At 59.8% G+C, this 21,502-nt stretch carries 18 protein-coding genes; all 18 read left to right on the forward strand.

Going from position 1 to position 21,502, the window contains the following annotated elements; all coding sequences use genetic code 11:
- On the forward strand, positions 1 to 1,153 hold a 1,153-nt coding region (gene purB / locus AC3ZVB_RS28620), incomplete at its 5' end, for an adenylosuccinate lyase (protein WP_490148438.1).
- 86 nt (positions 1,154 to 1,239) lie between these two features.
- Positions 1,240 to 2,409 carry a ribosomal protein uL16 3-hydroxylase gene (locus AC3ZVB_RS28625; RefSeq protein ID WP_194692351.1) on the forward strand — a complete coding sequence of 390 codons (1,170 nt, stop codon included), beginning with the start codon at positions 1,240 to 1,242 and terminating at the stop codon, positions 2,407 to 2,409.
- The gene (locus AC3ZVB_RS28630; RefSeq protein ID WP_162438557.1) at positions 2,402 to 2,827 is read left to right on the forward strand and encodes a GNAT family N-acetyltransferase; all 426 of its coding nucleotides are present in this window, start codon (positions 2,402 to 2,404) and stop codon (positions 2,825 to 2,827) included. The genes AC3ZVB_RS28625 and AC3ZVB_RS28630 overlap by 8 nt, the downstream gene beginning before the upstream one ends.
- Positions 2,828 to 3,122: 295 nt before the next feature.
- On the forward strand, positions 3,123 to 3,884 hold the full coding sequence (locus AC3ZVB_RS28635) for a secretin N-terminal domain-containing protein (RefSeq protein WP_490148439.1): 762 nt from the start codon (positions 3,123 to 3,125) through the stop codon (positions 3,882 to 3,884).
- Positions 3,885 to 4,358: 474 nt separating this feature from the next.
- Positions 4,359 to 5,684 carry an isocitrate lyase gene (gene aceA / locus AC3ZVB_RS28640; protein ID WP_008032724.1) on the forward strand — a complete coding sequence of 442 codons (1,326 nt, stop codon included), beginning with the start codon at positions 4,359 to 4,361 and terminating at the stop codon, positions 5,682 to 5,684.
- A gap of 636 nt (positions 5,685 to 6,320) precedes the next feature.
- On the forward strand, positions 6,321 to 6,734 hold the full coding sequence (locus AC3ZVB_RS28645; RefSeq protein WP_003223812.1) for an NADH-quinone oxidoreductase subunit A: 414 nt from the start codon (positions 6,321 to 6,323) through the stop codon (positions 6,732 to 6,734).
- A gap of 10 nt (positions 6,735 to 6,744) precedes the next feature.
- On the forward strand, positions 6,745 to 7,419 hold the full coding sequence (locus AC3ZVB_RS28650) for a NuoB/complex I 20 kDa subunit family protein (protein WP_008146035.1): 675 nt from the start codon (positions 6,745 to 6,747) through the stop codon (positions 7,417 to 7,419).
- Positions 7,420 to 7,491: 72 nt separating this feature from the next.
- Positions 7,492 to 9,276, forward strand: coding sequence for an NADH-quinone oxidoreductase subunit C/D (nuoC, locus tag AC3ZVB_RS28655; protein WP_162438559.1), 1,785 nt, complete (start codon positions 7,492 to 7,494; stop codon positions 9,274 to 9,276).
- A 2-nt stretch (positions 9,277 to 9,278) separates the two neighbouring features.
- Positions 9,279 to 9,776 (forward strand): NADH-quinone oxidoreductase subunit NuoE, encoded by a 498-nt coding sequence (gene nuoE, locus AC3ZVB_RS28660; protein ID WP_162438560.1) that lies wholly within the window; start codon positions 9,279 to 9,281, stop codon positions 9,774 to 9,776.
- On the forward strand, positions 9,773 to 11,128 hold the full coding sequence (gene nuoF / locus AC3ZVB_RS28665; protein WP_162438561.1) for an NADH-quinone oxidoreductase subunit NuoF: 1,356 nt from the start codon (positions 9,773 to 9,775) through the stop codon (positions 11,126 to 11,128). Before nuoE ends, nuoF begins: the two co-directional genes overlap by 4 nt.
- A 137-nt stretch (positions 11,129 to 11,265) precedes the next feature.
- Positions 11,266 to 13,980 carry an NADH-quinone oxidoreductase subunit NuoG gene (gene nuoG / locus AC3ZVB_RS28670; RefSeq protein ID WP_194692353.1) on the forward strand — a complete coding sequence of 905 codons (2,715 nt, stop codon included), beginning with the start codon at positions 11,266 to 11,268 and terminating at the stop codon, positions 13,978 to 13,980.
- Positions 13,977 to 14,984 (forward strand): NADH-quinone oxidoreductase subunit NuoH, encoded by a 1,008-nt coding sequence (gene nuoH, locus AC3ZVB_RS28675; RefSeq protein WP_028623953.1) that lies wholly within the window; start codon positions 13,977 to 13,979, stop codon positions 14,982 to 14,984. Before nuoG ends, nuoH begins: the two co-directional genes overlap by 4 nt.
- A gap of 12 nt (positions 14,985 to 14,996) precedes the next feature.
- Complete coding sequence (nuoI, locus tag AC3ZVB_RS28680) at positions 14,997 to 15,542, forward strand: NADH-quinone oxidoreductase subunit NuoI (RefSeq protein WP_205892400.1); 546 nt, start codon at positions 14,997 to 14,999, stop codon at positions 15,540 to 15,542.
- A gap of 9 nt (positions 15,543 to 15,551) precedes the next feature.
- On the forward strand, positions 15,552 to 16,055 hold the full coding sequence (gene nuoJ, locus AC3ZVB_RS28685) for an NADH-quinone oxidoreductase subunit J (protein WP_162438563.1): 504 nt from the start codon (positions 15,552 to 15,554) through the stop codon (positions 16,053 to 16,055).
- A 2-nt stretch (positions 16,056 to 16,057) separates the two neighbouring features.
- On the forward strand, positions 16,058 to 16,366 hold the full coding sequence (gene nuoK / locus AC3ZVB_RS28690; protein WP_007905077.1) for an NADH-quinone oxidoreductase subunit NuoK: 309 nt from the start codon (positions 16,058 to 16,060) through the stop codon (positions 16,364 to 16,366).
- On the forward strand, positions 16,363 to 18,216 hold the full coding sequence (nuoL, locus tag AC3ZVB_RS28695; protein WP_490148440.1) for an NADH-quinone oxidoreductase subunit L: 1,854 nt from the start codon (positions 16,363 to 16,365) through the stop codon (positions 18,214 to 18,216). Before nuoK ends, nuoL begins: the two co-directional genes overlap by 4 nt.
- Positions 18,217 to 18,256: 40 nt before the next feature.
- Complete coding sequence (gene nuoM, locus AC3ZVB_RS28700; protein WP_162438565.1) at positions 18,257 to 19,789, forward strand: NADH-quinone oxidoreductase subunit M; 1,533 nt, start codon at positions 18,257 to 18,259, stop codon at positions 19,787 to 19,789.
- 7 nt (positions 19,790 to 19,796) lie between these two features.
- Entirely contained in the window at positions 19,797 to 21,260 is a 1,464-nt protein-coding gene (gene nuoN / locus AC3ZVB_RS28705) for an NADH-quinone oxidoreductase subunit NuoN (protein ID WP_162438566.1), read from the forward strand.
- Positions 21,261 to 21,502 lie beyond the last annotated feature (242 nt).

A 21,502-nucleotide genomic window follows, 5' to 3' on the forward strand; every position in this document is an offset into this window, starting at 1 on the left:
CTTCGCGCTCGAGCACGCCGAGCGCGTCAAAGAGATCGAACGCACCACCAACCACCACGTTAAAGCCATCGAGTACTTGCTCAAAGAGCAAGCTGCCAAGCTGCCTGAGCTCGCCGCTGTCAGCGAATTCATCCACTTTGCCTGCACCAGCGAGGACATCAACAACCTGTCCCACGCCCTGATGCTGCGCGAAGGCCGTGATGATGTAATGCTGCCACTGATGCGCCAGACCGCCGAAGCGATCCGCGAACTGGCCATCCGCTTCGCTGACGTACCGATGCTGTCGCGCACCCACGGTCAACCGGCCTCGCCGACCACACTGGGTAAAGAGTTGGCGAACGTGGTTTACCGTCTGGAGCGTCAAATCGCTCAGGTCGCTGCCGTTCCGCTGCTGGGCAAGATCAACGGCGCAGTGGGCAACTACAACGCTCACCTGTCGGCTTACCCTGAAATCGACTGGGAAGAAAATGCTCGCGCCTTCATCGAAGACGAGCTGGGCCTGGGCTTCAACCCGTACACCACCCAGATCGAGCCGCACGACTACATTGCCGAGCTGTTCGACGCGATCGCCCGCTTCAACACCATCCTGATCGATTTCGACCGCGACATCTGGGGCTACATCTCCCTCGGGTATTTCAAACAGCGCACCATCGCTGGCGAAATCGGTTCGTCGACCATGCCGCACAAGGTCAACCCGATCGACTTCGAAAACTCCGAAGGCAACCTGGGTATCGCCAACGCACTGTTCCAGCACCTGGCGAGCAAACTGCCGATTTCCCGCTGGCAGCGCGATCTGACCGACTCCACCGTGCTGCGCAACCTCGGTGTCGGCTTCGCCCACAGCGTGATCGCCTACGAAGCCAGCCTCAAAGGCATCAGCAAACTCGAGCTCAACGCGCAGAAGATTGCTGCCGACCTCGATGCCTGCTGGGAAGTGCTGGCCGAGCCGATCCAGACCGTGATGCGTCGCTACAACATCGAAAACCCGTACGAAAAGCTGAAAGAATTGACCCGTGGCAAGGGCATCAGCCCTGAAGCACTGCAAACTTTCATCGATGGCCTGGACATGCCTGCCGCCGCCAAGGCCGAGCTGAAATTGCTCACCCCGGCGAACTACATTGGCAACGCTGTAGACCAAGCCAAACGCATCTGATCGACCGCTGTACCCGTTTGAGACGCCCGGCAGCGCCGGGCGTTTTTATTCCCGTCTGAAAAGTGCTTTTTTTCAATAGGTTACACATGAATCCTGACATTCCTCTTCAACTTCTGGGCGGCATCACGGCGCGCGAATTCCTGCGTGACTACTGGCAGAAAAAACCGCTGCTGATCCGTCAGGCGATCCCTGATTTCGAAAGCCCGATCGACGCCGACGAACTGGCCGGCCTGGCGCTGGAAGAAGAAGTTGAATCGCGCCTGATCATCGAGAACGGCGAGCGCCCTTGGGAAATGCGTCGCGGCCCGTTCGCCGAAGACGAATTCAGCAAGTTGCCGGAAACCGAGTGGACCCTGCTGGTTCAAGCCGTTGACCAATTCGTGCCAGAAGTCAGCGAACTGCTGGAAAACTTCCGCTTTCTGCCGAGCTGGCGCGTCGACGACGTGATGATCAGCTTCGCCGCCCCCGGCGGCAGCGTAGGTCCGCACTTCGATAACTACGACGTGTTCCTGCTGCAAGGTCACGGCAAGCGCAACTGGAAAATCGGCCAGATGTGCGATTCCGAAAGTCCGCTGCTGCCACACGCCGACCTGCGCATCCTCGCTGACTTCGAAGCCACCGATGAGTGGGTTCTGGAGCCGGGCGACATGCTCTACCTGCCACCGCGCCTGGCCCATTGCGGCGTTGCGGTTGACGATTGCATGACCTACTCGGTCGGCTTCCGCGCCCCAAGCGCCTCTGAAGTGCTGACTCACTTCACCGACTTCCTCAGCCAGTTCCTGACCGACGAAGAGCGCTACACCGATGCCGACGCGCTGCCGGCGGTCGATCCGCACCAGATTCAGCACGACGCCCTTGATCGCCTGAAAGCCTTGCTGGCCGAGCACATGAGCGATGAACGCCTGCTGCTGACCTGGTTCGGCCAGTACATGACCGAGCCGCGCTACCCGGAACTGGTGGTGGGCCCGGAAGAAATCGAAGAAGACGACCTGCTCGCCAGTCTCGAAGAAGGCGCGATCCTGATCCGCAATCCGAGCGCGCGCCTGGCCTGGTCCGAAGTAGATGACGACCTTCTGCTGTTCGCCAGCGGCCAGAGCCGTTACCTGCCGGGCAAGCTGCGCGAGTTGCTGAAGATGATTTGCGCCGCCGATGCGCTGCACGCCGAAAACCTCGGCGAGTGGCTGAGCGATGAAGACGGTCGCGGCCTGTTGTGCGAACTGATCAAGCAAGGAAGCCTGGGGTTTGCTGATGAATAAAATCCACGTTCGTGTCGCAGACTGGCAAAAGGACAACGCCGAGATCCGGCGCATTCGTGAGACGGTGTTCATTGCCGAGCAAACCGTTCCACCTGAGCTGGAATGGGACGCCGATGATGCGACTGCGGTGCATTTTCTGGCCTTCGAAGGCGACTTTCCAATTGGCACCGCCCGCCTGCTGCCCGATGGACACATCGGCCGGGTTTCGGTTCTCAAGGACTGGCGTGGTTTGAAAGTCGGCGATGCGCTGATGCAAGCAGTGATCGGTGAAGCTGAAAAACGCGGCCTGAAGCAGCAGATGCTCAGCGCCCAGGTGCAGGCCACAGCGTTCTACGAGCGCCTGGGGTTCAGCCTGGTCAGTGAGGAGTTCCTGGAAGCAGGGATTCCGCATGTGGACATGGTGCGTCACTCGGCTTGATACCTAGCGGCGGGGATTAATCTGTGGTGAGGGGATTCATCGGAATGCCGCACCACCCCGTTCGGCTGCGCAGCAGTCGCTAAACCATTGCATGCGGTAATCCTGATGTACCGTGGTTGGAGTTTTTGGGGCCGCTTCGCGACCCAACGGGGATAAATCCCCTCGCTACAGGAACACCACAACACGCCCCGCCATCTCCGGATGCCGGGGCGTTTTGCTGTCTGCGATTCAACTAGCGCCACCGCGGGCCGACAAACTGGCAATATCAAAGCATTCACAGTCGGAGATAACGGACATGTCCCTACGCACCCTGCTCGCCACATTGCTGGTGACTTGCAGCTTTTCAGTCATCGCTGCTACGGAGGTGGTGCCGCTGAACTACCACACCAGCGCTGACATGCTGCCGATGGCACAGGATTTTCTAGGCAAGGATGGCCAGGTCAGCGCCTACGGTAACCAACTCATCGTCAACGCCGATCAGCGCAAGATCGACGAACTTAAAGCACTTATCGCTCAACTCGACACCCAGCCCAAACGCCTGCTGATCACCGTAGACACCAGCGAAAACAACTTCCAGGGCGACCAGGGTTACTCGGTCAATGGCAACAATGCCGGCCAGACGCGAATTATCAATCGCAGCACCGACAGTCGTGACGGTGGCATCCAGCAGATCCAGGCCAGCGAAGGCGCACCGGCACTGATCCAGGTCGGCCAGAGCGTACCGCTGACCAGCACCCAGTCCGATTCCTATGGCGATCTGCGCAGCCAGACCGAGTACCGCAACGTCACCCAGGGTTTCTACGTCACCGCCAGCATCACCGGCGATATCGTGCACCTGGACATCAGCACCAACCGCGACCGCATGAGCCAGGAACGGCCCGATGTAGTGAATGTGCAAAGCACCGACACAACCGTCACGGGCCGCCTTGGCGAATGGATTACCCTCGCCGGCGTAAACCGCCAAAGCCAGGCCGACAAACAGGGCCTCACCCGCAGCTACTCGACTCAAGGCCGGGATGACATGACCCTGCGAGTGAAAGTCGAGACTTTGGACTAAACCACCGATAACTGACTGATTAGTCGTATTAGACCAAAGATGTAGTGCTTGAAAAAAAGCACTACAAAACGTTTGACGATCTAAAAAAGCAAAGGCATGATGGCCTCGCTCCCGCTAATCAGGGGCCCTGGCAAGGGCCTTCGAGGCGATGTTCGCACCTACCCCGCGAACCGCTTCGTGTCTGTACCGCCCACAAGGTGTGTTTGACGAGATTGCCGACTGGAACGAAGTTGTCCCGAGGGACGGAAGCGTAATTAGGTAACCCGGCTCCACACTGAAGTTTGCACCACGGCCCACGATGCCCGAATGCGTTCGCCAGTTCGCCCTTACCTGCTCACTTCCCCTCGAGCCCATCGTTCATCCCGTCGCCAATCCCGCCGAATCCGACTTGACCCCTAAGCTTCTGGTCAGCGAGCGCATGAGTTTTCCACCGCAGAACAACTTTCCGTAAAAGACGCGACGAGGTTTATCTCCATGGCACTGACACGCGAACAGCAAATTGCAGCCCTCGAAAAAGATTGGGCTGAAAACCCACGCTGGAAAGGCGTGACACGCGCTTACTCCGCTGCTGACGTCGTCCGCCTGCGTGGCTCGGTTCAACCTGAGCACACCTTTGCAAAACTGGGCGCCGAGAAGCTCTGGAACCTGGTGACCCAGGGTGCCAAGCCGTCCTTCCGTCCCGAGAAAGATTTCGTCAACTGCATGGGCGCCCTGACCGGCGGCCAGGCTGTGCAACAAGTCAAAGCCGGTATCCAGGCGATCTATCTGTCTGGCTGGCAAGTCGCTGCGGACAACAACTCCGCAGAATCGATGTACCCGGACCAGTCGCTGTACCCGGTGGATTCGGTTCCAACCGTGGTCAAGCGCATCAACAACTCGTTCCGTCGTGCTGACCAGATCCAGTGGAAAGCCGGTAAAGGCCCGGGCGACGAAGGCTACATCGACTACTTCGCGCCAATCGTAGCTGACGCTGAAGCCGGTTTCGGCGGCGTATTGAACGCTTACGAGCTGATGAAGAGCATGATCGAAGCAGGCGCCGCCGGCGTTCACTTCGAAGACCAGCTGGCTTCCGTGAAAAAATGCGGCCACATGGGCGGCAAGGTACTGGTTCCTACCCAGGAAGCGGTACAGAAGCTGACCGCTGCTCGTCTGGCGGCTGACGTTGCCGGTACTCCGACCATCATCCTGGCTCGTACCGACGCTAACGCTGCTGACCTGCTGACGTCCGACTGCGACCCGTACGACCAGCCATTCGTGACTGGCGAACGCACCCAGGAAGGTTTCTACAAAGTACGCGCCGGTCTGGACCAAGCTATCGCTCGCGGCCTGGCTTACGCTCCGTACGCCGACCTGATCTGGTGCGAAACCGCCAAGCCGGACCTGGACGAGGCTCGCCGCTTCGCCGAAGCGATCAAAAAGGAATACCCGGACCAACTGCTGTCGTACAACTGCTCGCCTTCCTTCAACTGGAAGAAAAACCTGGACGACGCGACCATCGCCAAGTTCCAGCGCGAACTGTCCGCCATGGGCTACAAGCACCAGTTCATCACCCTGGCCGGCATTCACAACATGTGGCACAGCATGTTCAACCTGGCGCACGACTACGCCCGCAACGACATGACTGCCTACGTGAAACTGCAAGAGCAAGAGTTCGCTGACGCTGCCAAGGGTTACACCTTCGTGGCTCACCAGCAGGAAGTGGGCACCGGCTACTTCGACGACATGACCACCGTGATCCAGGGTGGCTCGTCTTCGGTTACCGCGCTGACCGGCTCGACTGAAGAAGAACAGTTCCACTGATACTGAGTAAACGGCCGTTGCGGACCGAGTAAGAGCTAACCGCAACGTCGCACCTCTAGACGCCCCGACTGGTTCGGGGCGTTTTTTTTGCCCGGGATTTAACAAACACCGTAAAAACCCTTGCAGGAGCGAGCCTGCTCGCGATGAGGCCGGCACATCCAGCAAAGATGTGACCTGACAGACCGCTATCGCGAGCAGGCTCGCTCCTACAGGGGACGGTGGTGAGCCAGGAAAAATCATTGATACAGAGCCGTTTCCAGATCAGAAAAACAGAGTAAAACCACCCCGCTCGCTACTTGCAGTAACGCGCATATATGACAACTTTCCGGCCACCCACCCGATAAACAGTTTAAAAACCACCTGCAACGATATTGATTATCATTTAGCTCAAACTATGTTCGTTACATTCCCAACAAAACAATATTGATGAAATAACCCGTAATGCCCGCAACGCATGGGCCGCCGGGGTTTTGAGGTACGCCATGTCCTTATTCCATTCAATAATTTCGCTATCTGAATTTTACTTGCACCGTGTTGTGCCATAAAATCAGCGGGATTGATTGCTGCGACATATCGTCACTGCGTTGTTTCTTTTTCAAGCTCAGAGACCTTTGCTCTCTGTTAAGGATTTCCAGCATGCCCGAAGCGACAGGACTCATGGCCCACAACTGGGGCTTTGCCATTTTCCTTCTGGGCGTCGTCGGCCTCTGTGCCTTCATGCTTGGCGTCTCAAGCCTCCTTGGGTCAAAAGCCTGGGGCCGCAGCAAAAACGAACCGTTCGAGTCCGGCATGCTACCTACAGGTGGCGCCCGCTTACGGCTCTCAGCCAAATTCTATCTGGTCGCGATGCTCTTCGTGATCTTCGATATCGAAGCCCTCTTTCTCTTTGCCTGGTCTGTGTCCGTCCGCGAAAGCGGCTGGACCGGATTCGTCGAAGCTCTCGTTTTCATAGCAATTCTGTTGGCAGGTCTTGTCTACCTGTTCCGAGTGGGCGCCCTTGACTGGGCTCCGGAAGCGCGGCGCAAGCGGCAGGCGAAGCTGAAACAATGAGGCTTTGGCAATGCAATACAATCTCACCAGGATCGACCCCGATGCTCCTAACGAGCAGTATCCGATCGGCGAGCGGGAAACCGTTTCCGATCCGTTAGAAGATCAAGTCCACAAAAACATCTTCATGGGCAAGCTCGAAGACGTGCTTAACGGCACGATCAACTGGGGGCGCAAGAACTCCCTGTGGCCGTATAACTTCGGTCTTTCGTGCTGCTACGTGGAAATGACCACCGCCTTCACGGCGCCCCACGACATCGCGCGCTTTGGCGCCGAGGTTATCCGGGCATCGCCGCGTCAGGCGGATTTCATGGTTATCGCCGGTACCTGCTTCATCAAGATGGCGCCGATCATTCAGCGTCTCTACGAGCAAATGCTCGAACCTAAATGGGTTATCTCCATGGGTTCGTGCGCCAACTCCGGTGGCATGTACGACATCTACTCCGTCGTTCAAGGGGTGGACAAGTTCCTGCCCGTGGACGTCTACGTGCCTGGCTGCCCGCCCCGTCCTGAAGCTTTTCTGCAAGGCTTGATGCTGTTGCAGGAATCGATTGGACAGGAGCGTCGTCCGCTTTCCTGGGTCGTCGGCGATCAAGGCGTGTATCGCGCCGAGATGCCTTCGCAAAAGGAACAGCGCCGCGAACAGCGAATCGCAGTCACCAACCTGCGCAGCCCCGACGAAGTCTGATCCAGATCTGCTTCTTTCATAGAACGAGACACTGGCTTCATTCTTTACGTTGACCGAAAGCGATAAATAACCATGACTACAGGCAGTGCTCTGTACATCCCGCCTTATAAGGCAGACGACCAGGATGTGGTCGTCGAACTGAACAACCGTTTTGGCCCCGAGGCGTTCACCGCCCAGCCTACCCGCACCGGCATGCCGGTGCTTTGGGTTGCCCGCGCCAAACTGGTCGAAGTCCTCAGCTTCCTGCGTAACCTGCCCAAGCCGTACGTCATGCTCTATGACCTGCACGGCGTGGACGAGCGTCTGCGCACCAAGCGTCAAGGGCTGCCAAGCGGCGCCGACTTCACCGTGTTCTATCACCTGATGTCGATCGAACGTAATAGTGACGTGATGATCAAGGTCGCCTTGTCCGAGAGCGACCTCAGCGTACCGACCGTCACCAGCATCTGGCCGAACGCCAACTGGTACGAGCGTGAAGTCTGGGACATGTACGGCATCGACTTCAAAGGTCATCCGCACTTGACCCGCATCATGATGCCGCCGACCTGGGAAGGTCACCCGCTGCGCAAGGACTTCCCGGCCCGTGCCACCGAATTTGACCCGTTCACCCTGACCCTGGCCAAGCAACAGCTTGAGGAAGAAGCTGCACGCTTCAAGCCTGAAGACTGGGGCATGAAGCGTTCAGGCGCGAACGAGGACTACATGTTCCTCAACCTCGGTCCGAACCACCCTTCTGCTCACGGTGCCTTCCGCATCATCCTGCAGCTGGACGGCGAAGAGATCGTCGACTGCGTGCCTGACGTCGGTTACCACCACCGTGGTGCCGAGAAAATGGCCGAGCGTCAGTCCTGGCACAGCTTCATCCCGTACACCGACCGTATCGACTACCTCGGCGGCGTGATGAACAACCTGCCGTACGTGCTCTCGGTCGAGAAGCTGGCCGGCATCAAGGTGCCCGAGAAGGTCGACGTCATCCGCATCATGATGGCCGAGTTCTTCCGTATCACCAGCCACCTGCTGTTCCTGGGGACGTATATCCAGGACGTCGGCGCCATGACCCCGGTGTTCTTCACGTTCACCGACCGTCAGAAGGCGTACACGGTGATCGAAGCCATTACCGGTTTCCGTCTGCACCCGGCCTGGTATCGCATCGGTGGCGTCGCTCACGACCTGCCACGCGGCTGGGAAAAACTGGTGAAAGACTTCGTCGAGTGGATGCCAAAGCGTCTGGACGAATACCAGAAAGCCGCCCTGGATAACAGCATCCTCAAAGGCCGGACCATCGGCGTCGCCGCCTACAACACCAAGGAAGCCTTCGAATGGGGCGTCACCGGTGCAGGCTTGCGTTCGACCGGTTGCGACTTCGACCTGCGTAAGGCTCGCCCGTACTCCGGTTACGAAAACTTCGAATTCGAAGTGCCGCTGGCCGTCAATGGCGATGCCTACGACCGCTGCATCGTGCGCGTCGAAGAAATGCGCCAGAGCATCAAGATCATCGAGCAGTGCATGCGCAACATGCCGGAAGGCCCGTACAAGGCGGATCACCCGCTGACTACGCCGCCACCGAAGGAGCGCACCCTGCAGCACATCGAGACCCTGATCACGCACTTCCTGCAAGTTTCGTGGGGCCCGGTCATGCCGGCCAACGAATCCTTCCAGATGATCGAAGCGACCAAGGGCATCAACAGTTATTACCTGACGAGCGATGGCGGCACCATGAGCTACCGCACCCGGATTCGCACCCCAAGCTTCCCGCACCTGCAGCAGATCCCTTCGGTGATCAAAGGCAGCATGGTCGCGGACTTGATTGCGTACCTGGGTAGTATCGATTTCGTTATGGCCGACGTGGACCGCTAAGCATGAACAGCACGCTTATCCAGACAGACCGTTTCGCCCTGAGCGAAACCGAGCGCTCGGCCATCGAGCACGAGTTGCATCACTACGAAGATCCGCGCGCGGCGTCGATCGAAGCACTGAAGATCGTCCAGAAGGAACGTGGCTGGGTGCCTGATGGCGCGCTCTACGCCATCGGCGAGATGCTCGGCATTCCGGCCAGCGACGTTGAAGGTGTGGCGACATTCTATAGCCAGATCTTCCGTCAGCCCGTGGGCCGTCACATCATTCGCGTTTGCGACAGCATGGTCTGCTACATCGGCGGGCACGAGTCTGTGGTCAGCGAAATCCAGAGCAATCTGGGCATCGGCCTGGGTCAGACCACCGCCGACGGTCGTTTCACCCTGCTGCCGGTCTGCTGCCTCGGCAACTGTGACAAGGCGCCGGCGTTGATGATCGACGACGACACATTCGGTGATGTGCAGCCAGCAGGCGTTGCCAAATTGCTCGAGGGCTACGTATGACCCTGACTTCTTTCGGCCCGGCCAACCGCATCAAGCGTTCGGCCGAGACTCACCCGCTCACCTGGCGTCTGCGTGACGACGGCGAAGCTGTCTGGCTCGACGAGTACCAGGCCAAGAACGGTTACGCCGCTGCGCGCAAAGCCTTCGCCGACATGGCCCAGGACGACATCGTCCAGACCGTGAAAGACGCCGGCCTGAAAGGTCGCGGCGGTGCAGGTTTCCCCACGGGCGTTAAGTGGGGCCTGATGCCCAAAGACGAATCCATCAACATCCGCTACCTGCTGTGCAACGCGGACGAGATGGAACCGAACACCTGGAAAGACCGCATGCTGATGGAGCAACTGCCCCATCTGCTGATCGAAGGCATGCTGATCAGTGCTCGCGCGCTGAAAACCTACCGTGGCTACATCTTCCTGCGTGGCGAATACACCACCGCCGCCAAGCACCTGAACCGTGCCGTGGAAGAAGCCAAGGCAGCGGGTCTTCTGGGCAAGAACATCCTGGGCAGCGGCTTCGATTTCGAGCTGTTTGTCCACACGGGCGCCGGGCGTTACATCTGCGGTGAAGAAACCGCACTGATCAACTCCCTCGAAGGCCGCCGCGCCAACCCGCGCTCCAAGCCACCCTTCCCTGCCGCCGTTGGCGTGTGGGGCAAGCCGACCTGCGTGAACAACGTTGAAACCCTGTGCAACGTGCCGGCGATCATTGCCGACGGCGTGGACTGGTACAAATCGTTGGCCCGTGAAGGCAGTGAAGACATGGGCACCAAGCTCATGGGCTTCTCCGGCAAGGTCAAGAACCCGGGCCTGTGGGAATTGCCATTCGGCGTCACCGGTCGCGAGTTGTTCGAAGACTACGCCGGCGGCATGCGCGATGGCTTCAAGCTCAAGGCCTGGCAGCCAGGCGGCGCCGGTACCGGTTTCCTGTTGCCGGAACACCTCGACGCACAAATGTACGCCGGCGGCATCGCCAAAGTGGGCACCCGTATGGGTACCGGCCTGGCCATGGCGGTGGACGACAGCGTCAACATGGTGTCCCTGCTGCGCAACATGGAAGAGTTTTTCTCCCGCGAGTCCTGCGGCTTCTGCACCCCGTGCCGTGACGGTCTGCCGTGGAGCGTCAAGCTGCTGCGTGCGATCGAGAACGGTGAAGGGCAAGCCGGCGACATCGAGACCCTGCTGGGTCTGGTCGGTTTCCTCGGCCCTGGCAAGACCTTTTGTGCTCACGCACCGGGCGCCGTGGAGCCGTTGGGCAGCGCAATCAAATACTTCCGCTCGGAGTTCGAAGCCGGCATCGCGCCTACCAGCGCCGCCGTCCCGCCTCTGGCAAGGCCGATCGTAGTCGGCGCGTAAACGCTTAAAAAAGCGAAGGGTCCGTACCCTTCGCTTTCTCGTGTGATGACGCCTTTAACGGCTGTGTTGATTCACGCGAACAACAAGATTCCATTAGCCACGCCCGCTGACACCGGGCCAACGAAGAACTTTGAACCATGGCCACTATCCACGTAGACGGCAAAGAGCTCGAAGTCGATGGGGCAGACAACCTGTTACAGGCATGTCTGTCGCTAGGCCTCGATATCCCGTATTTCTGCTGGCACCCTGCCCTGGGCAGCGTTGGCGCTTGCCGCCAGTGCGCGGTCAAGCAGTACACCGACGAGAACGACACCCGTGGTCGCATCGTCATGTCGTGCATGACACCCGCTACCGACGGTAGCTGGATCTCCATCGAAGACGAAGAAGCGAAAGTGTTTCGCGCCAGCGTCGTCGAATGGCTCATGACCAACCACCCACACGACTGCCCGGTCTGTGAAGAAGGCGGTCATTGCCACCTGCAAGACATGACCGTGATGACCGGTCACAACGAACGCCGCTATCGCTTCACCAAGCGCACCCACCAGAACCAGCAACTGGGCCCGTTCATTTCCCACGAAATGAACCGCTGCATCGCTTGCTACCGCTGTGTGCGCTTCTATAAAGACTACGCCGGCGGCACTGACCTGGGTGTGTTCGGCGCCCACGACAACGTGTACTTCGGTCGCGTTGAAGACGGCACCCTGGAAAGCGAGTTCTCCGGCAACCTCACCGAGGTCTGCCCGACCGGTGTGTTCACCGACAAGACTCACTCCGAGCGCTACAACCGCAAGTGGGACATGCAGTTCTCGCCGAGCATCTGCCATGGCTGCTCCAGCGGTTGCAACATCTCCCCGGGTGAGCGTTACGGTGAACTGCGTCGCATCGAAAACCGTTTCAACGGTTCGGTGAACCAGTACTTCCTGTGCGACCGCGGCCGTTTCGGCTACGGCTACGTCAACCGCGAAGACCGCCCACGTCAGCCATTGCTGGCCAACGGCGCCAAGCTGAGCCTCGACGAAGCGCTGGATAAAGCCGCTGATCTGCTGCGCGGTCGCAACATCGTCGGTATCGGGTCGCCCCGCGCCAGCCTCGAAAGCAACTATGCGTTGCGCGAACTGGTGGGCGCCGAGCACTTCTACTCCGGTATCGAAGCCGCCGAGCTGGAACGCATTCGCCTGGTGATGCAGGTGTTGAAAGACAGCCCGCTGCCAATCCCGAACATGCGCGACATCGAAGACCACGATGCAATCTTCGTCCTCGGTGAAGACCTGACCCAGACCGCCGCCCGTATGGCGCTGTCCCTGCGTCAATCGGTCAAGGGCAAGGCCGAAGACATGGCCGACGCCATGCGCGTTCAGCCTTGGCTCGACGCCGCCGTGAAGAACATCGGCCAGCACGCGCTGAACCCGCTGTTCATCGCCAGCCTGGCTGAAACCAAGCTCGACGACATCGCTGAAGAATGCGTTCACGCCGCACCTGACGACCTGGCCCGTATCGGTTTCGCCGTGGCTCACGCCCTCGACGCCAGCGCGCCTGCCGTTGAAGGCCTGGACACCGAAGCACTGGACCTGGCCAAGCGCATTGCCGACGCCCTGCTCGCAGCCAAGCGTCCGCTGATCATTGCCGGTACCTCCTTGGGTTCCAAGTCGCTGATCGAAGCCGCCGCCAACATCGCCAAAGCCTTGAAGCTGCGTGAGAAGAACGGTTCCATCAGCCTGATCGTGCCAGAGGCCAACAGCCTCGGCCTGGCCATGCTCGGTGGCAACTCGGTCGACGAAGCGCTGCAAGCGGTGATCGATGGCAAAGCCGACGCCATCGTCGTGCTGGAAAACGATCTGTACACCCGTACCGACAAAGCCCGTGTCGATGCCGCCCTGAACGCTGCGAAAGTGGTGATCGTGGCAGACCATCAGAAGACCGCTACCAGCGATCGCGCGCACCTGGTTCTGCCAGCGGCCAGCTTCGCTGAAGGCGACGGTACGCTGGTCAGCCAGGAAGGCCGCGCCCAGCGATTCTTCCAGGTGTTCGACCCGAAATACATGGACGCGAGCATCCTGGTTCACGAAGGCTGGCGCTGGCTGCATGCCCTGCGCGCGACCCTGCTGAACCAGCCGATCGACTGGACCCAACTGGACCACGTCACCGCTGCCGTGGCTTCGAGCACGCCGCAACTGGCGCGCATCGTTGACGCAGCACCGTCCGCCGCGTTCCGCATCAAGGGCATGAAACTGGCTCGCGAACCGCTGCGTTATTCCGGTCGTACCGCCATGCGCGCTGACATCAGCGTGCACGAACCGCGTACCCCGCAAGACAACGACACCGCGTTCAACTTCTCGATGGAAGGTTACTCGGGCTCGGTCGAACCGCGTCAGCAAGTGCCATTCGCCTGGTCTCCGGGCTGGAACTCGCCGCAAGCCTGGAACAAGTTCCAGGACGAAGTCGGTGGTCACATCCGCGCTGGCGACCCGGGCACCCGCCTGATCGAAAGCACCGGTGATTCGCTGAACTGGTTCGCCTCCGTTCCACGGGCATTCAACCCGGCTCAGGGCACCTGGCAAGTCGTGCCGTTCTTCCACCTGTTCGGCAGCGAAGAGAACTCTTCGAAAGCCGCGCCGGTTCAGGAACGCATTCCAGCCGCATACGTCGCTTTGGCCAAATCCGAAGCCGACCGCCTGGGTGTCAATGAAGGCGCCTTGCTGAGCTTGAACGTGGCTGGCCAGACCCTGCGTCTGCCACTGCGTATCAACGAAGAACTGGGTGCCGGTCTGGTTGCATTGCCAGCGGGTATCGCCGGCATTCCACCGGCGATTTTCGGCAAATCCGTTGACGGTCTGCAGGAGGCAGCTCAATGACCTGGTTCACGCCTGAAGTGATTGACGTGATCATCGCGGTCCTCAAGGCCATCGTGATTCTGCTCGCCGTGGTGGTGTGCGGCGCGCTGCTGAGCTGGGTCGAGCGTCGTTTGCTCGCCCTCTGGCAGGACCGCTACGGTCCGAACCGCGTCGGCCCGTTCGGCGCGTTCCAGATCGCGGCCGACATGATCAAGATGTTCTTCAAGGAAGACTGGACGCCGCCGTTCGCCGACAAGATGATCTTCACCCTGGCACCGGTCGTGGCCATGAGCGCCCTGCTGATTGCCTTCGCGATCATCCCGATCACCCCGACCTGGGGCGTGGCGGACATCAACATCGGCATCCTGTTCTTCTTCGCCATGGCGGGCCTGTCGGTGTATGCCGTGTTGTTCGCCGGCTGGTCGAGCAACAACAAGTTCGCCCTGCTGGGCAGCTTGCGGGCCTCCGCGCAAACCGTGTCGTACGAAGTGTTCATGGGCCTGTCGTTGATGGGCATCGTGATCCAGGTCGGCTCGTTCAACATGCGCGACATCGTCGAATATCAAGCCCAGAACCTGTGGTTCATCATTCCGCAGATCTTCGGTTTCCTGACCTTCTTCATCGCTGGCGTCGCCGTGACTCACCGTCACCCGTTCGACCAGCCGGAAGCGGAACAGGAACTGGCCGACGGTTACCACATTGAATACGCCGGCATGAAGTGGGGCATGTTCTTCGTCGGTGAGTACATCGGCATCGTGCTGATTTCGGCGCTGCTGGTGACCTTGTTCTTCGGTGGCTGGCACGGTCCGTTCGGCATTCTGCCGCAGATCCCGTTCATCTGGTTTGCACTGAAAACCGCGTTCTTCATCATGATCTTCATCCTGCTGCGCGCTTCCATTCCGCGCCCACGGTATGACCAAGTGATGGACTTCAGCTGGAAGTTCTGCCTGCCGCTGACCCTCGTCAACATGCTGGTGACCGCTGCGATCGTGTTGCTTAACACGCCCGCCGTCGCGGCTCAGTGAGGATAGAGAATCATGAAGTACATTTTTGACATCGTGCATGGCTTCTTCACCCAGCTTCGCAGCCTGGTGATGATCTTCGGCCATGCCTTCCGCAAGCGTGACACGCTGCAGTACCCGGAAGAGCAGGTCTACCTGCCGCCGCGCTACCGTGGCCGTATCGTGCTGACCCGTGACCCTGATGGCGAAGAGCGTTGCGTTGCCTGCAACCTGTGCGCTGTGGCTTGCCCAGTGGGTTGCATCTCGCTGCAGAAAGCTGAAACCGATGACGGTCGCTGGTACCCGGAGTTCTTCCGCATCAACTTCTCGCGCTGCATTTTCTGCGGCCTCTGCGAGGAAGCCTGCCCGACCACCGCGATCCAGCTGACACCGGATTTCGAGATGGCCGAGTTCAAACGTCAGGACCTGGTTTACGAGAAAGAAGATCTGCTGATCTCCGGCCCCGGCAAAAACCCTGATTACAACTTCTATCGTGTTGCAGGTATGGCGATTGCCGGTAAGCCAAAAGGCGCCGCGCAAAATGAAGCCGAACCGATCAACGTGAAGAGCTTGCTGCCTTAAGGAAGAAAGATGGAATTCGCTTTCTATTTCGCATCGGGTATCGCAGTGGTGTCCACGCTTCGCGTGATCACCCACACCAACCCTGTGCACGCCCTGCTCTACCTGATCATTTCGCTGATCGCCGTGGCCATGACGTTCTTCGCCCTCGGCGCACCGTTTGCCGGTGTCCTCGAAGTGATCGCCTACGCTGGCGCCATCATGGTGCTGTTCGTGTTCGTGGTGATGATGCTGAACCTGGGCCCGGCCTCGGTTCAGCAAGAGCGCGTCTGGCTCAAGCCCGGCATCTGGATCGGACCGGTCATTCTCGGCACCCTCCTGCTGATCGAACTGCTGTATGTGCTGTTCGCCCACCAGAGCGGCCAGGCCATCGGCCATACCACCGTAGACGCCAAGGCCGTGGGCATCAGCCTGTTCGGTCCTTATCTGCTGGTGGTCGAACTCGCCTCGATGCTGCTGCTCGCTGCAGCCGTGACGGCGTTCCACTTGGGCCGTAACGAAGCCAAGGAGCAATGACGATGCCTGCTATCCCTCTGGAGCATGGTCTGGCGGTCGCCGGCATCCTGTTCTGCCTCGGTCTGGTCGGCCTGATGGTCCGCCGCAACATACTCTTCGTGCTGATGAGCCTGGAGGTCATGATGAATGCCTCCGCGTTGGCCTTCATCGTCGCCGGTAGCCGCTGGGGTCAGCCGGATGGACAGATCATGTTCATCCTGGTGATCAGCCTGGCAGCCGCCGAGGCCAGTATTGGCCTGGCGATTCTGTTGCAGCTGTATCGCCGCTTCCACACTCTCGATATCGACGCTGCCAGCGAGATGCGCGGATGAATCTTCTCTATCTGACTTTCGTATTCCCTCTCATCGGTTTCCTGCTGCTGTCGTTCTCCCGGGGACGCTTTTCGGAAAACCTGTCGGCGCTGATCGGCGTTGGTTCCATCGGCCTGTCTGCCATCGTCACGGCTTACGTGATCTGGCAATTCAACGTCGCGCCCCCTGAAGGCGGTCACTACACCCAGGTGTTGTGGCAGTGGATGGCCGTAGAAGGCTTCACGCCGAACTTCGCGCTGTACCTGGATGGTCTGTCCGTGACCATGCTGGGTGTGGTGGTTGGCGTCGGCTTCCTGATTCACCTGTTCGCGTCCTGGTACATGCGCGGTGAAGACGGTTACTCGCGCTTCTTCGCGTACACCAACCTGTTTATTGCCAGCATGCTGTTCCTCATCCTGGGCGATAACCTGTTGTTCCTGTACTTCGGCTGGGAAGGCGTGGGCCTGTGCTCGTACCTGTTGATCGGTTTCTACTACAGCAACCGCAACAACGGTAACGCGGCACTCAAAGCCTTCATCGTGACCCGAATCGGTGACGTGTTCATGGCCATCGGCCTGTTCATCCTGTTCCAGCAACTGGGCACGCTGAACGTCCAGGAACTGTTGGTTCTGGCACCGCAGAAGTTCCAGGTCGGCGACTTCTGGATCGTCCTGGCGACCCTGATGCTGCTGGGCGGCGCTGTCGGTAAATCCGCGCAACTGCCGCTGCAAACCTGGCTGGCGGATGCGATGGCCGGTCCTACCCCGGTTTCGGCACTGATCCACGCCGCAACCATGGTGACCGCGGGTGTCTACCTGATTGCCCGTACCCACGGTCTGTTTGCGTTGGCGCCGGACGTGCTGCAACTGGTCGGCATCGTTGGTGGTGTGACCCTGGTGCTGGCCGGTTTTGCCGCACTGGTGCAGACCGATATCAAACGTATCCTCGCCTACTCGACCATGAGCCAGATCGGCTACATGTTCCTGGCGCTGGGCGTTGGCGCATGGGATGGCGCGATCTTCCACCTGATGACCCACGCCTTCTTCAAGGCGCTGCTGTTCCTTGCTTCCGGTGCTGTGATCGTTGCCTGCCACCACGAGCAGAACATCTTCAAGATGGGCGGCCTGTGGAAGAAACTGCCATTGGCCTACGCCAGCTTCATCGTCGGCGGCGCGGCCTTGTCTGCCCTGCCTCTGGTGACCGCAGGCTTCTACTCCAAGGACGAGATCCTCTGGGAAGCGTTCGCCAGCGGCAACCATGGCCTGCTGTACGCCGGCTTGGTCGGTGCGTTCATGACCTCGCTGTACACCTTCCGCCTGATCTTCATCGCGTTCCACGGTGAAGCGAAGACCGAAGCACACGCCGGTCACGGCATCGCTCACTGGCTGCCTCTGTCGGTGCTGATCGTATTGTCCACCGCCATTGGCGCGATGATCGTTCCGCCACTGCACGGTGTGCTGCCGCAAAGCGTTGGCCATGCCGGCGGCGAAGCCAAGCACAGTCTGGAAATCGCGTCGGGCGCCATTGCCCTGGCCGGTATCCTGCTGGCCGCGCTGCTGCTCCTCGGCAAGCGTCGTCTCGTTACTGCAATCGCCAACAGCGGCATCGGCCGCTTCCTTTCGGCCTGGTGGTTCGCTGCCTGGGGCTTCGACTGGATCTACGACAAACTGTTCGTCAAGCCATACCTTGCGATCAGCCACGTACTGCGCAAAGACCCGCTGGACCAGACCATCGGCCTGATCCCGCGTATGGCCAAAGGCGGCCACACCGCCCTGAGCCGTACCGAAACCGGTCAACTGCGTTGGTACGCGGCATCGATGGCAGCCGGCTCCGTGCTGGTCATCGGCGCCATCGTGCTGGTAGCGGTCTGAATATGAACCTTGCGAACTTGCGAAAGGAATTGAGCCCGTCATGATTCTGCCTTGGCTAATCCTGATCCCCTTCATCGGCGGCCTGCTGTGCTGGATGGGTGAGCGCTTCGGCGCTACCCTCCCCCGCTGGATTGCGCTGTTGACCATGACCCTGGAACTCGCTCTCGGCCTCTGGCTGTGGGCCCACGGTGATTATTCATTTGCACCGGCGCCTGGCGCCGATCCGACCTGGGCGCTTGAGTTCAAGCACACCTGGATCCAGCGCTTCGGCATCAGTGTGCACCTGGCCCTCGACGGCCTGTCGCTGCTGATGATCCTGCTGACCGGTCTGCTGGGTATCCTCTCGGTACTGTGCTCGTGGAAAGAGATCCAGCGTCACGTTGGCTTCTTCCACCTGAACCTGATGTGGATCCTGGGCGGTGTCGTCGGCGTGTTCCTCGCCCTCGACCTGTTCATGTTCTTCTTCTTCTGGGAAATGATGCTGGTGCCGATGTATTTCCTCATCGCGCTCTGGGGTCACAGTTCTTCGGACGGCAAGAAGACCCGGATCTACGCAGCGACCAAGTTCTTCATCTTCACTCAGGCTTCCGGCCTGATCATGCTGGTGGCGATCCTGGGCCTGGTACTGGTCAACTTCAACAGCACCGGCGTGATCACGTTCAACTACGCCGACCTGCTGAAAACCAAGATGTCGCTCACCACCGAGTACATCCTGATGCTCGGCTTCTTCATCGCCTTCGCGGTGAAGCTGCCGGTCGTACCGTTCCACTCCTGGTTGCCTGATGCTCACGCCCAGGCGCCGACCGCAGGTTCTGTGGACCTGGCCGGTATCCTGTTGAAGACGGCTGCTTACGGCCTGCTGCGTTTCGCCCTGCCGCTGTTCCCGAATGCCTCGGCCGAGTTCGCGCCGATTGCCATGACCCTGGGTCTGATCGGGATCTTCTACGGTGCGTTCCTGGCCTTCGCTCAAACCGACATCAAGCGTCTGATCGCCTTCTCTTCCGTTTCCCACATGGGTTTCGTGTTGATCGGCATCTACTCCGGCAGCCAACTGGCGCTGCAGGGCGCAGTGATGCAGATGCTGGCGCACGGTGTTTCGGCGGCCGCACTCTTTATCCTGAGTGGTCAACTGTACGAGCGCACCCACACCCGTGACATGCGTCAGATGGGTGGCCTGTGGTCGAAGATCGCTTACCTGCCGGCCATCAGCCTGTTCTTCGCGGCGGCGTCGCTGGGCTTGCCGGGTACCGGTAACTTTGTGGGTGAGTTCCTGATCCTGATCGGCACGTTCGCGGCCGCTCCTTGGATCACGGCGATTGCGACGTCCGGCCTGGTGTTCGGTTCGGTCTACTCGCTGATCATGATTCACCGTGCCTACTTCGGCCCGTCCAAGTCGGACGCGGTACTGCACGGCATGGATGCTCGCGAACTGATCATGGTGGTCGGTCTGGCGGTGCTGCTGATTTACCTCGGCGTGTACCCGCAACCGTTCCTCGATACCTCTGCCGCTACGATGCATGGCGTGCAGCAATGGCTCGGCACCGCCTTCACTCAACTCGCTTCGGCCCGGTAAGAGCGCTATGGAATTCACGACTCAACACTTTATCGCGTTAGCGCCGATATTGATCACCACCATCACGATCATCGTGGTGATGTTGGCCATCGCCTGGCGTCGCAACCACTCGCAGACCTTCCTGATTTCCGTGGCGGGCCTGAACCTGGCGTTGCTGTCGATCCTGCCAGCCTTGAAAGTCGCGCCTCTGGCCGTGACCCCTCTGCTGCAAATCGATAGCTTCGCGTGCCTGTACATGGCGCTGATCCTGGTCGCCACCCTCGCTTGTGTGACCCTCGCCCACGCCTACCTCGGCGATGGCGGCTCGGGCTACCCAGGCAACCGTGAAGAACTGTACCTGCTGATCCTGATGTCCGCCCTCGGCGGGCTGGTGCTGGTCAGCGCGCAGCACCTGGCCGGCTTGTTCATCGGTCTGGAACTGCTCTCGGTACCGGTCTACGGTCTGGTGGCGTATGCCTTCTTCAACAAGCGTTCGCTGGAAGCCGGCATCAAGTACATGGTGCTGTCGGCCGCCGGTTCCGCGTTCCTGTTGTTCGGTATGGCCCTGCTCTACGCCGACTCCGGCAGCCTGAGCTTCGTCGGTATCGGCCAGGCCCTCGCGGCCACCGGCCTGCCGAGCTCGCTGGCGCAACTGGGTCTGGGCATGATGCTGGTCGGTCTGGCCTTCAAGCTGTCGCTGGTACCGTTCCACCTCTGGACCCCGGACGTTTACGAAGGTGCTCCGGCACCGGTGGCCGCGTTCCTGGCCACCGCGTCGAAAGTCGCTGTGTTTGCGGTGATGGTGCGTCTGTTCCAGATCTCGCCAGCCGCCAGCAGCGGTGTGCTGAGTGATGTGCTGACTATCATCGCCATTGCGTCGATCCTGTTCGGCAACCTGCTGGCACTGACCCAGAACAACCTCAAGCGTCTACTGGGTTACTCGTCCATCGCCCACTTCGGCTACCTGCTGATCGCCCTGGTGGCGAGCAAAGGCCTGGCGGTGGAAGCCATCGGCGTGTACCTGGTCACCTACGTCATCACCAGCCTCGGCGCGTTCGGCGTGATCACGCTGATGTCCTCGCCGTACAACGGCCGTGACGCGGATGCCCTGTACGAATACCGTGGCCTGTTCTGGCGCCGTCCGTACCTGACTGCCGTCCTGACCGTAATGATGTTGTCCCTGGCCGGTATTCCGCTGACCGCGGGCTTCATCGGCAAGTTCTACATCATCGCGACCGGCGTCGAGTCGCACCAGTGGTGGCTGGTCGGTTCCCTGGTTTTGGGCAGCGCCATCGGCGTTTTCTACTACCTGCGTGTGATGGTCACCCTGTACCTGATCGAGCCAAACCTGCGTCGCCACGACGCCCAGCTGCACTGGGAACAAAAGGCAGGCGGCGTGATGCTGCTGGCCATCGCAGTGGTTGCGTTCTTCCTGGGTGTGTACCCGCAGCCATTGCTGACACTGGTTCAGCAGGCTGTGCTGGCGGGTTGATCGCTTGAGCGGTAATCGGTAGAAAACAGAAACGGCACCTTCGGGTGCCGTTTTTGCGTTTGAGCGATCGTCCGACGTGAAGGTGATCGCGGCCTGTCTGCCAACCTGATCCTACGAATGCACCCGGATCAAACTGTAGGAGCGAGCCTTCTCGCGATGGCAGCGTGATTGGCGGTGAAATTCTTGATGGTGTACATATCCATTTCTGCGGTTACGGCGGCTATTGGTTTCGCCCTTACGGC

The sequence above is a fragment of the Pseudomonas sp. MDV22-iso1 genome (genome assembly GCF_058145095.1).

Excerpts from the sequence above, each read along its gene's own strand:
- AC3ZVB_RS28625 (WP_194692351.1), top strand. The coding sequence starts at position 1,240 with ATGAATCCTGACATTCCTCTTCAACTTCTGGGCGGCATCACGGCGCGC.
- AC3ZVB_RS28630 (WP_162438557.1), top strand. The coding sequence starts at position 2,402 with ATGAATAAAATCCACGTTCGTGTCGCAGACTGGCAAAAGGACAACGCC.
- AC3ZVB_RS28635 (WP_490148439.1), top strand. The coding sequence starts at position 3,123 with ATGTCCCTACGCACCCTGCTCGCCACATTGCTGGTGACTTGCAGCTTT.
- aceA (WP_008032724.1), top strand. The coding sequence starts at position 4,359 with ATGGCACTGACACGCGAACAGCAAATTGCAGCCCTCGAAAAAGATTGG.
- AC3ZVB_RS28645 (WP_003223812.1), top strand. The coding sequence starts at position 6,321 with ATGCCCGAAGCGACAGGACTCATGGCCCACAACTGGGGCTTTGCCATT.
- AC3ZVB_RS28650 (WP_008146035.1), top strand. The coding sequence starts at position 6,745 with ATGCAATACAATCTCACCAGGATCGACCCCGATGCTCCTAACGAGCAG.
- nuoC (WP_162438559.1), top strand. The coding sequence starts at position 7,492 with ATGACTACAGGCAGTGCTCTGTACATCCCGCCTTATAAGGCAGACGAC.
- nuoE (WP_162438560.1), top strand. The coding sequence starts at position 9,279 with ATGAACAGCACGCTTATCCAGACAGACCGTTTCGCCCTGAGCGAAACC.
- nuoF (WP_162438561.1), top strand. The coding sequence starts at position 9,773 with ATGACCCTGACTTCTTTCGGCCCGGCCAACCGCATCAAGCGTTCGGCC.
- nuoG (WP_194692353.1), top strand. The coding sequence starts at position 11,266 with ATGGCCACTATCCACGTAGACGGCAAAGAGCTCGAAGTCGATGGGGCA.
- nuoH (WP_028623953.1), top strand. The coding sequence starts at position 13,977 with ATGACCTGGTTCACGCCTGAAGTGATTGACGTGATCATCGCGGTCCTC.
- nuoI (WP_205892400.1), top strand. The coding sequence starts at position 14,997 with ATGAAGTACATTTTTGACATCGTGCATGGCTTCTTCACCCAGCTTCGC.
- nuoJ (WP_162438563.1), top strand. The coding sequence starts at position 15,552 with ATGGAATTCGCTTTCTATTTCGCATCGGGTATCGCAGTGGTGTCCACG.
- nuoK (WP_007905077.1), top strand. The coding sequence starts at position 16,058 with ATGCCTGCTATCCCTCTGGAGCATGGTCTGGCGGTCGCCGGCATCCTG.
- nuoL (WP_490148440.1), top strand. The coding sequence starts at position 16,363 with ATGAATCTTCTCTATCTGACTTTCGTATTCCCTCTCATCGGTTTCCTG.
- nuoM (WP_162438565.1), top strand. The coding sequence starts at position 18,257 with ATGATTCTGCCTTGGCTAATCCTGATCCCCTTCATCGGCGGCCTGCTG.
- nuoN (WP_162438566.1), top strand. The coding sequence starts at position 19,797 with ATGGAATTCACGACTCAACACTTTATCGCGTTAGCGCCGATATTGATC.